This is a genomic window from Flavobacterium sp. ZT3R18 (genome assembly GCF_007097385.1).
Taxonomy (GTDB): domain Bacteria; phylum Bacteroidota; class Bacteroidia; order Flavobacteriales; family Flavobacteriaceae; genus Flavobacterium.
In genome coordinates, this window is the sequence record NZ_VJZS01000020.1 from 72856 (window position 1) to 88755 (window position 15900).

The 15900-nt window shown below is 37.7% G+C and carries 13 protein-coding genes; all 13 read left to right on the plus strand.

What is annotated here, in order from left to right:
• Positions 1 to 172: 172 nt before the first annotated feature.
• The 13 genes from FNW52_RS16930 (at position 173) to traJ (ending at position 15891) form a co-directional block, all read left to right on the plus strand.
• Positions 173 to 1045: a helix-turn-helix domain-containing protein gene (locus FNW52_RS16930; RefSeq protein WP_143378664.1), complete on the plus strand. Its 873-nt coding sequence runs from the start codon at positions 173 to 175 to the stop codon at positions 1043 to 1045.
• Between the two features lie 111 nt (positions 1046 to 1156).
• Positions 1157 to 1837, plus strand: coding sequence for a hypothetical protein (locus FNW52_RS16935; RefSeq protein ID WP_143378665.1), 681 nt, complete (start codon positions 1157 to 1159; stop codon positions 1835 to 1837).
• A gap of 31 nt (positions 1838 to 1868) precedes the next feature.
• A complete protein-coding gene (locus FNW52_RS16940) occupies positions 1869 to 2417 on the plus strand; it encodes a hypothetical protein (protein ID WP_143378666.1) in 549 nt (182 codons plus the stop codon).
• 294 nt (positions 2418 to 2711) lie between these two features.
• The gene (locus tag FNW52_RS16945) at positions 2712 to 3191 is read left to right on the plus strand and encodes a hypothetical protein (protein ID WP_143378667.1); all 480 of its coding nucleotides are present in this window, start codon (positions 2712 to 2714) and stop codon (positions 3189 to 3191) included.
• A 138-nt stretch (positions 3192 to 3329) separates the two neighbouring features.
• Positions 3330 to 3668: a DUF4134 domain-containing protein gene (locus tag FNW52_RS16950; RefSeq protein WP_143378668.1), complete on the plus strand. Its 339-nt coding sequence runs from the start codon at positions 3330 to 3332 to the stop codon at positions 3666 to 3668.
• Positions 3669 to 3679: 11 nt separating this feature from the next.
• Positions 3680 to 4108: a DUF1896 family protein gene (locus tag FNW52_RS16955; protein ID WP_143378669.1), complete on the plus strand. Its 429-nt coding sequence runs from the start codon at positions 3680 to 3682 to the stop codon at positions 4106 to 4108.
• Positions 4109 to 4146: 38 nt separating this feature from the next.
• The gene (locus FNW52_RS16960) at positions 4147 to 9729 is read left to right on the plus strand and encodes a helicase-related protein (RefSeq protein WP_143378670.1); all 5583 of its coding nucleotides are present in this window, start codon (positions 4147 to 4149) and stop codon (positions 9727 to 9729) included.
• 9 nt (positions 9730 to 9738) lie between these two features.
• Positions 9739 to 10056, plus strand: coding sequence for a DUF4133 domain-containing protein (locus FNW52_RS16965; protein ID WP_143378671.1), 318 nt, complete (start codon positions 9739 to 9741; stop codon positions 10054 to 10056).
• Positions 10057 to 10095: 39 nt separating this feature from the next.
• On the plus strand, positions 10096 to 12576 hold the full coding sequence (locus FNW52_RS16970; protein WP_143378672.1) for a TraG family conjugative transposon ATPase: 2481 nt from the start codon (positions 10096 to 10098) through the stop codon (positions 12574 to 12576).
• A 141-nt stretch (positions 12577 to 12717) separates the two neighbouring features.
• On the plus strand, positions 12718 to 13416 hold the full coding sequence (locus tag FNW52_RS16975; protein WP_143378673.1) for a conjugal transfer protein TraI: 699 nt from the start codon (positions 12718 to 12720) through the stop codon (positions 13414 to 13416).
• Positions 13417 to 13420: 4 nt separating this feature from the next.
• Positions 13421 to 14050: a hypothetical protein gene (locus FNW52_RS16980; RefSeq protein ID WP_143378674.1), complete on the plus strand. Its 630-nt coding sequence runs from the start codon at positions 13421 to 13423 to the stop codon at positions 14048 to 14050.
• Entirely contained in the window at positions 14047 to 14682 is a 636-nt protein-coding gene (locus FNW52_RS16985; protein WP_143378675.1) for a TerB family tellurite resistance protein, read from the plus strand. Before FNW52_RS16980 ends, FNW52_RS16985 begins: the two co-directional genes overlap by 4 nt.
• Before the next feature lie 12 nt (positions 14683 to 14694).
• Positions 14695 to 15891 carry a conjugative transposon protein TraJ gene (gene traJ, locus FNW52_RS16990; protein WP_143378676.1) on the plus strand — a complete coding sequence of 399 codons (1197 nt, stop codon included), beginning with the start codon at positions 14695 to 14697 and terminating at the stop codon, positions 15889 to 15891.
• The last annotated feature ends 9 nt before the right edge of the window (positions 15892 to 15900 follow it).

Genomic DNA, 15900 nt, shown 5'->3' on the forward strand with positions numbered 1-15900 from the left:
AGATGAAAAGTGGCAACCCTCGAACCCTAGCACTTCTCCTTTTTGTGAACGGCGTTTCAAACTTATTTTTTGGTTCAGTTTCATTGATGGCTGGATTACTTTCAAAGTCTCCTTTCAAGCAGCTTGAATCAAAGTAAAGTTTATGAATCTGATTGCAATTAAAATTCTATAAATGATTATTGTTTTGGTAAACGAAAATTCAAAATATTTCCATTTAGGTTTGCAAGTCTGCATTTTTGAAAGCTTTACCTCTAAAATAGCTTTCAGAGAGTTAATTATGACAGACTGTTTTTCGATACTGATCGTAAATTCGGGTTCTTTGTGCATACAAATAAATAATAGAAAAATATATTTGTCAGTCCATGAACTCGTTGTGATTCCAAAAAGAACTATATGTGAAGTTTTGATTATGAGTGATCAATTACAAATCAGTCAGCTATCATTTACATCAGAATTTGCTTTTAAGAATAGTATTAGGTGGCCACATATTGGCTATTTTGAATTTTTTATTACACAAACCTCTCGCAAAATCCTTCTCAAGAACAAAGATGTAATACTGCTAATTGATTTGTTTAAATTGTTGGAAAACAAAGCGAAAAGTTCAAATAAGCATGTTTTTAAAAATGAGATATTGCTTTTTAGTTTTAACCTTTTGCTTTATGAATTGGCCAGTATATATCATAGGTCATCTTGGTATATAAGTGTAAAACATTCGAGAAAAGAGAAACTGGTTATAGATTTTTTTAAAATTTTAGAAGCAAATTGCCGAAAACAACACAGTGTAAAATTCTATGCGGATACTTTACTTGTGACAACAGGTCATCTTACAAAAACCGTTAAGGAAGTTGCAGAGAAAACCGCAAAGCAATTTATAGAAGAGGCTATTGTGCTAGAAGCTAAAGTTTTGCTTAAAAATAACCATTTAACCATTTTAGATATTACAGAGGAATTGCAGTTCAGTAATTCTTCTTTTTTTAGTAATTTTTTTAAAAGGCATACTTCCCTGTCTCCTTCTGAATATCGTTTAAGATTAAATTTCCATTGAATACTATAGAATAATTGTTTTGACTGGGTTAGAGATGTTCTATTAGCATTGATTTAGAGTACCGTCGATCTATGATCGGGAGAAATATTTACTAATGAAAAGTAAAAAAACATGACTCAAACCTATCTTTTAGAGTGGCTGGACTCGGTGGTGACTTTAACCCTTAATCCCAATAAAACGGATCTCAGAATGATTACTCCAATTCAATCAAGAGCAATTATTGAAAAAGCGACCGAGCAAACTTTTTTTATTCAGTCACAGTTTACGGTACAGGTTTTTTCGCTTACCAAGGAGAAACAGATTAAAATTTTAGTTGGAAATTATTATTCATCATTGCTATTCCTTTTAGATAAAATTACAGTAATAAATAGGAGTAACGAACTACACAGAGATAATCTAAAAGAGGTTACAACTGCCTTAATTTCTTGCTTGGATGAATTAATAATTTTTGTAGAATCAAGATTTGCAAACTACTTAAGTGTACCCTTTCAAATTATTGAAAGGAAAACATATAGGGCCCCCATAATAGATTACCCTTCCAGTAAGGTTTTATGTAAACTTTCAACGGATCAGATAGCTTTAATACTTAGGGCATCCGATGAATTAAAAATTCTTATTTCAAAATCAATGAATCAGGTCTTTAAAACAATAGTTCCCTTTTTATCGACACCTAACAAGAATGACCTTTCATACGATTCCATGCGTAGCAAAGCCTATGTTGCCGAAGAACGGGACAAGGAAATAGCAATCGAAACTTTGGAACGCATGATTAAACGAATAAAAGAGTATTAACTGAAGAACAATAAATCTAAAATTTACAAACATGAAAAAGCTATCTTACATTTTAACAGTTACAATCATTCTAATGACTGGTTGCAATACGAATAAGTTAGACCAGAAAACGGCAACGGAACTTATTATAAAAAAATATCAATATCCAAGAGTGATGGATCATTATGTTTTTCGTGGTGACCCCGAACACGCTCGCATGATTTTAAAGTCTGGATTAGAACAAAAAGGGTTAGTCCTTGTCCAACGTACCCAAAAACTAATGGATGCAGGGAAGCCTTTAGTAGACTTTACAGCTGCAGCGAAACCTTATTTGTTACCTACTTCTAAAGAGGATATAGAATCGCACATTCAAAAAGTAAAGATCGCAGATGAAGCTTTTGATGCAATTAAAGAAATCAGAATCATGAGTTCAGGTAAAAAGGCAATTGTAACCTATAGCACCGTGCGAAAAAACACTGATTTTGCCTCAGTGTTGAAAAAAAGCTTACCCCAAACAGCAGAGTATACCGTATATTTTGTGCTCACAGAAGACGGATGTCAGCTTATAAATAAGTCGTATATAGAATTTATTGTATTTTAATACTGGGTGAACATCCCTAAAAACAATCCGTTTTGTTTTAGATTTCATCCAATTATGCATTCTAATTAGCCTCCTACTGTGGAGGCTTTTTTATTTTTCTTCTTTTTTTATTTTTTTTCTCCTTGATTTTACTGAGGGTCCAAGGGGTACAACAGGGGTACAACAAAAAGTTGGACTTGTAGCAGTTTGTTAACCGCCGTTTCTTTGCCCTGTAATGATGAAGGTCCGGATTTGGAAAGCATTTCACTAAGCGGATTATAAGAAACTAATGTTGAACGATAAAATGAAGAACGTATGTTTACAAACATTTCTTGGGTAAATTACATAGTTGTAGTTACCCTACTATTAGCAAGTTGGTATTTGTTTATTGCCTTTCGATTTTACTTTGAAGAAATCAAAGACATCATAAAGGGTAAGCGAAAATTTCCATTTCGTAGTTTAGAGAAAACAAGGCTCCAAAACACTTCATTTGAGTCGAGTCGTATTGACCCTCCTGAAATACCATCCTTTCAATCTGAATTTGCAATATCAGACAATACGTTTGAGGAAGTTGAAAACTTGGTGGAGCGACTAAAAAATGTTGTCACAGATGCAACCAAAAGAAAACTTCTCAAACAAGAATTTATCGACTATCTCCGATTGGTTCTTACCGAATATCCCAATGTTAAAAATTCTCCATTTAGTAGTTCAGTCAGCGAACTAATTGTCTCAGAATGTGACAAACTCGAATCTGTGACCTTAACTCAGGTGGAAGCGGAAGAATTATGGAATTGAAAACACTAAAACAATATAGCGGAGGAAATGCCCCTGTCCATCCCGGCGCGGTATGGCATATGTAACAGGAAAGTGGAATTGCGACAGCGGCAACCCCTTCGCTTTTTATCAATTATTTAAACTTTAAAATAATGTGTTATGAAAAAGTGCAGTTGGAATTTTAAAATGTTTACCAAACAAAGAATTGTTGTTGCCAGTATGCTTCTGGTACTACTGACAATAAATTACCAATCCTACGCCCAAGACGGTCTTGCAGGAATTAATGAAGCCAATCAAAAGGTAAGAAGTTATTTTGATGCGGGTACCCAATTGATGTATGCCATTGGTGCGCTCTTGGGTTTAATAGGTGCTGTCAAGGTGTACCAAAAGTGGAATGCAGGAGATCCTGATACTGGAAAAGTGGCTGCAGCTTGGTTTGGTAGTTGTGTTTTTCTAGTTGTAGTGGCAACTGTAATCAAATCCTTCTTTGGAATTTAAAACCCAACGTTATGGAAAATATCCTGAAAGAAAAGCTATGGTTCTATATCATCCATAACAACCCTGACCTGATGTTTACTTTACAGGAAGAGTACTCCGTAATGGATTACCTCAATGAAAAAGTAAACGCTGTAAAATCCATTATGGAGGATATGCTATCAGAGGGTACGCCCCAATATATCATAGAGGAAATTTGTCTCAATGTACTTACCGAAGATTTGAAGCCTTCCCGATTTCTATATATCTGTAGTCTATTAGAAGAGGAGTTTGAAGATACCTATGCCACTTTTAGTAAATCAGGCATTCTCAGATATGAGGTAATCAACTTGATGGAAAGTTGCAGGGAAATTTTTGAAACTATTGGTTTTACAAAAGAAAATGAAGAAGATCCTACTTTAAGGAATGCCGTTATTGGTCAGATTGCTGACTATCTGAGTTGAGCTATTTATGGAAGTGTACAGTATGAAAAGGAGTAATTATGGCTTACAATCTATCCCAAAAACTAAGTGCCAATATCAAGGCGATAACTATTGCCATGCAATGGCAGCAGGGTGACGTCCTTGCTGAAGAAGCTATAGCGTCTCTAAAGGCATACGCAGGTTTTGGCGGTATCAAGGCTGTCTTATATCCAAATGGCACTGCTGAAGACTGGATAAAGTCTGGTGCCACAAACGAAGACCTGAGGCTGTATCCAGAGATGACTCGCCTGCATGAATTGTTGCAGGAACATTATTCGCAAAAGCAGTACAATGAGGTTGTTTCATCACTTCGTAATAGTGTGCTTACCGCCTTTTACACACCTGAAATTGTTCCCAGAACATTGTACAATACTTTAAAAGAACAAGGTATTGCCCCTAAAAGATTATATGAACCATCGGCAGGTTCAGGAATTTTCATCACGGAAGCCGAAGAAGTATTTAAAAATATGGAGCAGATTACTGCCGTCGAAAAAGACAGATTGAGCGGATTGGTTCTATCGGTATTGAACAGTACACTAACAGTAAACAGTACCACGCATATTGCAGGATTGGAGGAAACTCCAACAAATGACAACAACAGTTATGATCTTGTGGTCAGCAATATTCCTTTTGGTAATTTTTCAGTTTATGATGAAGCCTATCCTGATAAAGCGATCTCAGGCAAAATTCATAATTATTTCTTTGCAAAAGGACTGGACAAACTAGCCGATGGGGGACTCATGGCATATATCACGACAGATGGTTTTTTGAATAGTCCTTCAAATGAAAGTGCTCGAGAATATCTTTTTCAAAAGGCAGATTTCGTAAGTCTGGCTGTTATGCCCGACAACCTGATGAAGGAAACTGGAAACACGGAAGCTCCAAACCATTTACTCATTGTCCAAAAAAACACAGACAAAAAGATGTTTTCAGATGATGAAAATAATCTGTTGCAAACTGTTGGAATGGAAAACGAGTTTGGAAAATATAGTATAAATGAATACCTGTACCATCATCCTGAAGTAATCATTGGAGATGAAGTACAAGCTGGCAAAAATCAATACGGACAGGCACATCAAAGGGTATGGCAAAGTGGCGATATTAATTCAATTGAAAAGCGTCTGGCACAAACGATAACTGAAGGATTAAAGGAAAATTTTAGCAAAGAGCGCTTTGACCAAGCACAAAAAGCAGGTATTGTTCAGCAACCCGAAGTATTGGGACAAAAATTCACCTACTTGCTCATGCCAGAAAGCAAAGCAAGCGGTATTTCTGTTCAGTTGGGATTATTTGATACAGTACCAGCTGAAAATATCAATCGTGCGATGGACTATATCAATCCACTCGACGAAACTATAGTTGACAAAAAAACAGCACGAATACTAAGTACGATACGCACAACAGATAATCCATCACATGAAAATGTGATGCTTATTACCGCCAAACAAATCAAGACTAATCGGTACCTGTACAAGTTATATTCCAATGTAAAAGAGATAGATGGTTTTTCATCCAACTGGATGAATGGCGGATTATTACCCCATGAACTATTGGCTTTATCTAATACGCTTCAACAATATGATCATGGATATATTTATGAAGGAGATACAACCCTTGAATCAGCTTTTAATCTGGAAAGACAGCTTTATGAGGAAGTCACCGCATTCAAATCCTTCTATAAAGACGGAACATTGGTGAGACTCGGAGGAGCAATTGGAACTATCAATGATATCAATAACGATCATAAACAGGCTTTTTTCCAACCGTTACCATTACAGGGCAATTTGAAATTTTACGATTCCTACATTGTTATCAGGGATAATTACTTGGAACTGTTTGAAAAAGAGCAATCAGATGAAACTGCCAGTAACCAAGTGCGAAAAAATTTGGATTTACAGTACACAAAGTTTGTTTCTCAGTATGGTATTCTTAATAGTGCTGAGAATCGCAGGTTAATTATGCAGGATTCGGCTTTCGGGTTCACGGTACTTTCTTCATTGGAACGCAAAGAGGGAGAACGGTATGTGAAGTCGGATATTTTGAGCCAATCCATAGTAAAGCAACAGGAACGCTACTTTACGGATGATCCAATCGAAGCACTTGCCAGAAGCTTGAACGAAAAGGGAAATGTGGATCTAGGATTTATAACTGCTGCCACGGGACTTGAAGAATATGAGGCGATAGAAAGTCTGAACCATCATATTTATCTTAACCCTATGCGTCAGGATTGGGAAACTTCAGACCTGTATCTAAGTGGTAATGTTGTGGAAAAGTTGCAACAGGCTAAACAAGCGGTACAGCAATATCCTGAAAATACGCATTATTATAAAGGAATGATGGCACTGGAAAAAGTACAGCCAGAGCGCATACCCTTTGAACTTTTGGATTTTAATCTTGGAGAGAGATGGATTCCAATGAATTATTATGCAGATTTTGCCAAACAATTATTTGAACAGGCTACGGAAATTAATTATTTCCCATCACTGGATACTTTTAAAGTCAGTACGGGACATAATACCAAAATTGACAGAGAATTTGCGGTAACGACCAAAAGTGGAAGGACAACCTACGGTTATACCATATTGGAACACGCTTTGGAAAATACGACTCCATTTTTTACCTATGAAGTTAATGGCCCAAGTGACAAACCGATACGATTACCCGACAATGAGGCCATACAATTGGCACATCAAAAAATTGAGAACATCCGTACAGGTTTTATAGAATGGCTACAAGAATTGCAAGAAAGCGATAAAAAAGAATTGGAAAACCTGTATAATGAAACGTTCAATTGTTATGTCCTACGAGAATATGATGGTAGCCATCTGAGTTTTCCTGGCTTGGATAAAAAAGCCCTTGAAATTGAAGATTTGTACAGTTCACAGAAAAACGCTGCGTGGCGTATCATTCAGAACCGAGGTGCATTAATTGACCATGAGGTAGGATTGGGCAAAACACTTACCATGATTGTAGCAGCCAATGAAATGAAGCGATTGGGAATCATACACAAACCAGCAATACTCGCGCTTCATGCCAACGTTGACCAAATTGCAACGACCTATCGCAAGGCCTATCCCAATGCCCGAATTTTGGCTCCTGGAGAAAATGATTTTACGCCAGCCAAAAGAGTAAGGCTGTTCCATGAAATAAAAAATAATAATTGGGATTGCATCATTCTGACACACGATCAGTTCGGGAAAATTCCACAATCTCCGGAAATCCAGAAAGAGATATTGCAAAATGAACTCGATAATGTAGAAAGAGATCTTGAAACGGTAAAAGATTTAGGTGGGGACATATCAAAAAAAATACTCAAAGGACTTGAGATACGTAAAAACAATTTGGATGGAAAACTTAAAGGTTTATTAAAGGATATTGAGGAAAAGAAAGACAGCGGAATCAACTTTAAAGAAATGGGAATTGACCATTTGTTCGTGGATGAATCGCATAAATTCAAGAACCTGACTTTCACTACCCGTCATGACCGTGTTGCAGGAATTGGAAATATGCAAGGAAGCCAAAAAGCGCTTAATATGCTGTTTGCTGTCCGTTCACTTCAGGAAAAATTTGATTCGGATTTGTGTGTGACCTTTCTTTCTGGAACACCCATTTCAAACAGTTTAACTGAAATGTATCTGCTTTTTAAATACCTGCGTCCAAAAGAAATGGAACGCCAGCATATTGAAAATTTTGATGGATGGGCATCTGTTTTTGCAAGGAAAACAACTGATTTTGAATTTTCGGTCACCAATGAAATTATTGCCAAAGAACGTTTCCGTCATTTTATTAAAGTTCCGGAATTAGCACTATTCTATAATGAGATTACAGATTATAAAACAGCAAGGCATATTGATTTGGACAAACCAGAAATAGACGAACAGCTTGTCAATATCAGTCCAACACCAGAACAAAGTGAGTTCATTACACAGCTCATGCAGTTTGCAAAGACGGGCGATGCGACACTTATTGGAAGGGCACCCCTTACTAGAGAGGAAGATAGAGGAAGGATGCTAATCGCCACCAATTATGCTAAAAAGATGGCTGCCGATATGCGCCTGATAGACGAAGGATACGGCGATCATCCCAATAATAAAGTGAATACCTGCGCTCGAAATGTGGCTGAAATTTATAATGCTTCAACCCAACATAAAGGAACTCAGATTGTCTTTTCGGATATCGGAACACCCAAGCCAGATGCTTTCAATATGTACGATGCCCTTAAAGAAAAACTGGTGACGGACTTTAATATACCTGCCCATGAGATTACCTACATCCACGATTGGACGGATAAAAAGAAAGTGCAACTGTTTTCCAAAATGAATACAGGCGAAATACGCATCCTTTTGGGAAGTACTGAAAAAGCGGGTACAGGACTAAATGTACAAAAGCGTGTTGTGGCCATGCACCATTTGGATATTCCTTGGAGGCCATCGGATTTAGGTCAACGTAATGGACGTGGAGGCAGACAAGGAAATGAAGTTGCCAAAAAATATTACGATAATAAAGTGAAGAATTTTATCTATGCTACGGAGCAGTCACTAGATAATTACAAATTCAATCTATTGAAAAATAAACAGACTTTCATCAGCCAGATGAAAAACTGTGAACTCAATGTCAGGTCTATTGATGAGGGTTCTATGGATGAGAAAAGCGGAATGAACTTTTCGGAATATATCGCAGTATTATCGGGTGATACTTCCTTACTGGAAAAATCAAAATTGGAAAAGAAAGTAGCCGTGATGGAAAGCCTTAAAAAAGCACATTACAAGGAAATTTCAAGAACGAAGCATCAGGTTGAATATCTAATAGAGGAAAAAACGGTTACTACCAAAACATTGGATAAGCTCACTGTGGATGAAGGCTTTTACAAAAAGAGCCTGAAGTATGAAAGTGACGGAACAAAAGCAAATCCAATACAATTGTATGACTTTAAAGTACAAGATTCCGAAAGTATCGGTAAGCAGATTATCAATCTCTATAAAAATTGGAAACCTCCCGATGGAGAAAGCGAAGCGAAACAAATTGGTAAGCTCTATGATTTTGGACTGTATATAAAAAGGGAACGAGAAGCCTATCAGAATGATGGGCTGTACCAATACCGCTATTCTAACAGCTTTTATGCACAGCGTTTGGAGGAAGGCATTAAATATACTCTCAATGGAGGAACGCCTAATGTAGACAATCCAAAATTGGCAGCCCGTCATTTCTTGAGTGCCATTGACAGAGTAGAGCATCTCAGGGAAAAGTACCAAAAGTCCTTGAATGATATTGAAGCACAGTTACCAGAATTACAGCAATTAACTGCAAAACCCTTTAGCAAGGAGCATGAATTGCAACAGATGAAAAGTGAACTATCTAGCCTCGAAAGGGAAATAGCATTGAAAATTCAGGAGAATCAATTAAAGCAAGATAATCCACAAGATGCCAGTATCAATGGAGAAACCGCAGAATCTAATGAGACGCTGGTAATTCAATTGACAGTAAAGAACAGCAATGAGCATATGGAAAAATCAAACAGTTTTTCAACTTCCGAAAGTAATAGTGACAAATGGCAACAACGATCCTATGCAGGGATGAGAAAAAATAGCAGAATGAAATTTTAAAATAGCAATATGGTAAATAGTGTATATCAAATCAATAAAGGAATCAACCAAAGTATTGAATTCAAGGGGTTGAAGGCACAGTATATATGGTATTTGGGCGGTGGTGTTGTAGTTCTTATGATTCTGTTTGCCGTAATGTACATAGTAGGCTTGCCGTCATTTGTTTGCGTAGGGATTATTGGGATCGCAGGAACGCTATTGGTTTTGTATATATACCGAATGAGCCATAAATATGGTGAACATGGGATGATGAAAGCTTTGGCTAAAAGACAGGTTCCAAAAGGAATCAGAGTCCAAAGCAGGAAAATTTTCAAAATGGAAAAATAGTATTTGGTTAAAATTAGTAACAGGTAAACAAAGAGGATGATGGAAAAGAGGATAGATGATATTTTACCGATTATGGATGTGGAGCATGATTGTATCCTCTCCAAACAAGGAGATGTGACTGTGGTATTCAAGGCAGAACTTCCTGAGATATTTACCTTGTCAGATCAGGAATACGAAGGGTTCCATCAGGCGTGGCTTAAAGCTATAAAGTTACTCCCAAAGTTCAGTGTATTCCATAAACAGGACTGGTTTATCGATAGTAAGTTTCAAGCGGATTTTATAAGTGAAGATACCAGTTTCCTTACCCGCAGTAGTGAACGTTTTTTTAACGAGCGTCCCTATTTGGATCATTCATGCTACATTTTCCTAACCAAGAAACCGCAAGGGAGAAAAACATCCAGTTCCTTATTCTCTAATTTACTCCGAACTTCCATAGTTCCTGAAGAAACATTAAAGGCGCAACTCCGTCAGGAATTTATTGACAGCACAGGACAATTTGCACGAATATTGGAAGACAGTGGTTTTGTCAAACTGACACGCCTTGGCAATAATGAACTTCGAAGTCACAGCAGAAAGATTGGGATTATAGAGAGGTACTGCTTTTTGTCTGAAAAAGAAAATTCGTTTGTTTTTAAGGACATCGCTTTCAACGATGGACTACAGGTTGGCGACAAGCATTGTCAAATTTATACATTGGGTGATGCGGCTGACTTGCCTGCATTATGCGGGTCTAGAATTAACTATGACAGGTATTCCACGGATAAGACCAAGTTCAGCATTGGTTTTGCCTCGACCTTGGGTCAATTGCTTTCCTGTAACCACATTTACAACCAGTATATTTTCATAGAGGATTTCCAGAAAACATTGCAGAAACTGGAAAGTAAAAGATTGCGGTTACAGTCCTTGTCGGCTTACAGCAGAGAGAATCTCATTGCGCGTGATGCCACGAATGATTTTCTCAATGAGGCTATCAGCCAGCAACGATTGCCAGTCAAAGCCCATTTTAATGTATTGGTGTGGACTGACGATAAAGAGGAACTGAAAGACCTGAAGAACAAAGTTTCTTCCGCACTGGCGCAGATGGATGCGGCAGCGAAGCAGGAAACCGTGGGTGCTGCACAGATTTTTTGGGCGGGCATTCCCGGAAACTCGGCAGACTTTCCTATGAACGACACCTTTGACACGTTCGCAGAACAAGCTACTTGTTTTCTGAATTTAGAAACAGGCTATCGCTCTTCAATTAGTCCAATTGGCATTAGATTGGGAGACCGTTTGACAGGAAAACCAGTTCATGTTGACATTAGTGACGAACCTATTAAAATGGGGATTTGTACGAACCGAAACAAATTTATACTAGGTCCTTCGGGTAGCGGGAAATCCTTTTTTACCAATCACATGGTTAGAAGTTACTACGAGCAGGGAACCCATATTGTACTTGTTGATGTTGGACACAGCTACAAAGGATTGTGCGATATGGTGGGTGGCTATTATTTTACCTATGATGAAAAGAACCCCATACGATTCAATCCGTTTTATATCAGCGAAGGGGATAATTTGGATACAGAGAAAAAAGAAAGTATCAAAACATTGCTCTTGGCTTTATGGAAAAAGGACAATGAAACATTCAATAGGAGTGAATATGTGGCACTGTCCAACGCGTTGCAACTCTACTATGAAAGACTAGATGCCAATCCCGATTTGTTTCCTTGCTTCAATACTTTTTACGATTTCCTGAAAGGCGATTTTGTAAAAATATTGGAAGGAGATAAGGTTAAGGAAAAGGATTTTGACGTGAACAATTTTCTTTACGTATTGCGTCCATATTATCAGGGAGGCGAATTTGATTACCTCTTGAATGCTACCGAAAATCTAGAACTATTAAAAGAACGCTTTATTGTTTTTGAGTTGGATAATATCAAGGATCATCCAATTCTCTTTCCTGTTGTGACCATTATTATCATGGAAGTATTCATCAGTAAGATGCGAAAACTCAAAGGCGTCCGAAAAATGATTTTGATTGAAGAAGCTTGGAAAGCTATTGCTAAGGAGGGTATGGCGGAGTATATAAAGTATTTATTTAAGACTGTTAGAAAGTTTTTTGGCGAAGCAATAGTGGTTACACAAGAAGTGGAAGATATTATTTCTTCCCCAGTAGTAAAGCAGGCTATTATTAATAACAGTGATTGCAAGATATTACTGGATCAAAGTAAGTATCAGAATAAATTCGAACAAATACAAGAACTGCTGGGACTTACAGAAAAAGAAAAAGCACTAGTGCTTTCGGTAAATAAGTCCAATGACCCTGATAAAAAATACAAGGAAGTATTTATCTCTCTTGGGGGAATGCTTTCTAAAGTGTACCGCACCGAAGTATCCCTTGAAGAATACCTCGCTTACACTACCGAAGAAACTGAAAAGGTTAAAGTGCAAGCCTACGCTAAGAAATTCGATGGAGACATTAGAAAGGGCATTGCTGCACTGGCAATGGACTTGCGGAGCAAGCATGAGGACAAAAAATAAATAGATGCTCTCGAATATATGAGAAATGGAAACTAAATTTTAAGATTATGAAATCGTCATTAACAAGCCGTTTGCGCAAGCAAACACCAATAAATAAAAGACGATAACATATATGACCAATAACAAATAAATTTTACATATATGAAAGCAAAGAAGAAAATTATGATTTGCCTGTTGTGTCTGTTGTTAGTGAACACTCCGGCAAGACCAGCAGAAACCGTTGCTGTTATTCCAATCGTACTGATTAAGGAAGCAATAAAAGCAGTGATTAAGGCTATTGACCTTAGAATACAAAAACTGCAAAACAAAACAATCTGGTTACAGAATGCGCAGAAGAAATTAGAAAACACCCTGTCAAAACTAAAACTTAAGGAGATTTCTGATTGGACACAGAAGCAAAAAGACCTGTATAAGAATTACTATGATGAGCTGATGAAAGTTAAATCTATCATTACCTATTACCAGCGTATCAAGGACATTACACAGAAGCAAGTACGGCTTGTGGATGAGTACGAAAGAGCTTGGAGTCTTTTCCAGAAAGACGACCATTTTAACGCTGACGAATTGGTCTATATGCAAAAAGTATACTCTGGAATATTGAATGAAAGCATGAAAAATATCGACCAGATCTTTTTAATCCTTGATTCATTTACCACACAAATGAGCGATGCAAAAAGGCTTGAAATCATCAATGCAGCGGCGGATCAGATCGATACGAATTATGATGACCTCCTGCAATTCAACAAACAGAACATTATGCTGATCTTGCAAAGAGCCAAAACACAGCATGATGTAAATGCTGTTAAGAAATTTTATGGGATTTCATTATTAAAACCCTAAAGTGATGAAAAAAATAGTTCTATTCCTGCTCCTTGCAGGATTCTTAAATGGAAACATTTACGCGCAGGCAAAACAAGCACAAGTACTGCTGAAACAAATTGCAGCTCTTCAAATGTATATTGGATATGCCCAAAAGGGATATTCTATCGCCAAGAAAGGACTCAATACCGTCGGTGATTTTAAGAGAGGAGAATTGAATCTTCACACTGATTATTTCAATTCGCTCAAGACGGTTAACCCGAAAATAAAAAAGTATGTAAAGGTTGCTGAAATTGTATCCCTTCAGGTAAAGATCATGAAAAGTTACGGTAGTTTTTACCGGCAAGTCCAACAGGACGATTTATTCCACGGGAATGAAGTGGATTATATCAAAAGGGTATTTGAACGCCTAATTGAAAATTGCAATGACAATTTAGAGGAACTCATTACAGTAATAACAGACAATCAGCTTGAAATGAAAGATGATGAGCGGATGAGTCGGATAGATGTGCTGTATAAAAATATGTTGGATAATCACACTTTTTGCGAAAGCTTCTCGAATCAAACCCGATTGCTGTCTTTGTCAAGAGCGAAAGATAGAAACGATGTGAAAACCAGCCGTGTCTTGCACGGTTTTAACAACGATTTGCCATGAAAAAAATAGTAATTATTGGAATTGTGTTTGTGGGTTTATTGTTACCGTCGAAGGTAACAGCTCAAGCACAGGAAATGCAACAATTGATTTTGAACATAGAAAAGCTTGCCCAGTTCAGACAAATCCTGAAGGATATGAAAAAAGGCTATGAGATTCTTAATGGTGGCTATAATACGGTGAAAAAGCTATCGAAAGGAAATTTTGACATTCATAAAACTTTCCTCGATGCAATGATGCAGGTAAGTCCAACAGTTCGAAAGTACAAACGTGTTGGGGATATTGTTAACTATCAAGTGCTTTTGGTAAAGGAATATAAGGCCGCTTTTATTCGTTTTCGAAACAGTGGGAATTTCAATCCCGATGAAATAGCCTATCTAGAAAGGGTGTACGATAATTTGTTTCAACAAAGCCTTAGAAATCTTGATGAATTAACTACCGTCATTACTGCCAATAAACTCAGGATGTCCGATGATGAACGACTCGCATCCATTGACAAAATCTATGCTGATATGCAAGATAAGCTTTTGTTTTTGAGAAACTTCAACAACAACACTTCAATACTGGTGATACAGCGCGCAAAAGAGCGTAATGATGTGAATGTCATGCGTAGCATTTACAAGATAAACAACTAAATACTCACTAAGATGGCAAAGTTAAATAAGGGGGCATTATTTGCCGCCGTAGGAATGGTGTTGCCCTTCACAATCAGGGCACAAGCAGTAGCAGGCAACATGAACAGCCTGCATAGCGTACTGGAACAATTGTATGATGAGATGATGCCTTTATGTAGTAATCTGCTTGGAGTTGGACAGGGAATTGCGGGTTTTGCTACCATCTGGTATATTGCTTCCAGAGTTTGGAGACATATAGCCAGTGCAGAACCCATAGACTTTTATCCACTTTTCCGCCCGTTTGTGATTGGGTTTTGCATAATGATTTTCCCTTCGGTTTTGAATATGATTAATGGGGTTATGAAACCTACCGTTACGGCAACTGCCTCGATGGTTGAAGGATCGAATAACGCAATTAAAGTACTGCTTAAAGAAAAAGAAGATGCGCTCAAGGATACCGATCCTTGGAAAATGTATGTTGGCACAGACGGAAGCGGTGACCGCGATAAATGGTACAAATACACGCATGCTAATGCAGATCCCAGTGCCGAAGGAGCATTTGAAGGAATTGGAAATGACATCAAATTTGCGATGTCCAAGGCATCGTACAATTTTCGAAATTCAGTTAAGGAATGGATGAGTGAAGTATTAAGGGTACTTTTTGAAGCAGCTTCACTTTGTATTGATACACTGCGGACTTTTCAGCTTGTGGTACTTTCTGTTTTAGGACCACTGGTTTTTGGTATTGCCGTTTTTGATGGTTTCCAACATACACTTACCGTCTGGCTGGCACGCTACATTAATATCTACTTATGGCTTCCTGTCGCCAATATCTTTGGCAGCATCATTGGAAAGATTCAGGAGAACATGCTGAAAATTGACATAGCGCAGGCTCGTCATTATGGGGGTACTTTCTTTAGCAGTACAGATATAGCGTATCTGGTGTTTATGATTATCGGTATTGTTGGCTATTTTACTGTGCCCTCCGTCGCCAATTATATTGTTCATGCTGGTGGTGGTGGCGCATTGGGTCAAAAAGTGACCAGTATTTTCAGCAATTCCACAAACTCAGCAATCAACACCGCATCGGCGGGTGCAGGTATGGCTGTGGATGCGATGGGTAATGCTGCAGGGCGCATGTCCCAAAGCATGTCAGGGTCTAGTAGTTCTTCTCCTTACTTTAAAGATAAAGAGAGTTACATGGGAGATAAATTAAAAGGCAATTCTTAATCCTCAAAT

Coding starts and splice junctions, on each gene's coding strand:
- FNW52_RS16930 (WP_143378664.1), top strand. CDS start 173: ATGATTATTGTTTTGGTAAACGAAAATTCAAAATATTTCCATTTAGGT.
- FNW52_RS16935 (WP_143378665.1), top strand. CDS start 1,157: ATGACTCAAACCTATCTTTTAGAGTGGCTGGACTCGGTGGTGACTTTA.
- FNW52_RS16940 (WP_143378666.1), top strand. CDS start 1,869: ATGAAAAAGCTATCTTACATTTTAACAGTTACAATCATTCTAATGACT.
- FNW52_RS16945 (WP_143378667.1), top strand. CDS start 2,712: ATGTTTACAAACATTTCTTGGGTAAATTACATAGTTGTAGTTACCCTA.
- FNW52_RS16950 (WP_143378668.1), top strand. CDS start 3,330: ATGAAAAAGTGCAGTTGGAATTTTAAAATGTTTACCAAACAAAGAATT.
- FNW52_RS16955 (WP_143378669.1), top strand. CDS start 3,680: ATGGAAAATATCCTGAAAGAAAAGCTATGGTTCTATATCATCCATAAC.
- FNW52_RS16960 (WP_143378670.1), top strand. CDS start 4,147: ATGGCTTACAATCTATCCCAAAAACTAAGTGCCAATATCAAGGCGATA.
- FNW52_RS16965 (WP_143378671.1), top strand. CDS start 9,739: ATGGTAAATAGTGTATATCAAATCAATAAAGGAATCAACCAAAGTATT.
- FNW52_RS16970 (WP_143378672.1), top strand. CDS start 10,096: ATGGAAAAGAGGATAGATGATATTTTACCGATTATGGATGTGGAGCAT.
- FNW52_RS16975 (WP_143378673.1), top strand. CDS start 12,718: ATGAAAGCAAAGAAGAAAATTATGATTTGCCTGTTGTGTCTGTTGTTA.
- FNW52_RS16980 (WP_143378674.1), top strand. CDS start 13,421: ATGAAAAAAATAGTTCTATTCCTGCTCCTTGCAGGATTCTTAAATGGA.
- FNW52_RS16985 (WP_143378675.1), top strand. CDS start 14,047: ATGAAAAAAATAGTAATTATTGGAATTGTGTTTGTGGGTTTATTGTTA.
- traJ (WP_143378676.1), top strand. CDS start 14,695: ATGGCAAAGTTAAATAAGGGGGCATTATTTGCCGCCGTAGGAATGGTG.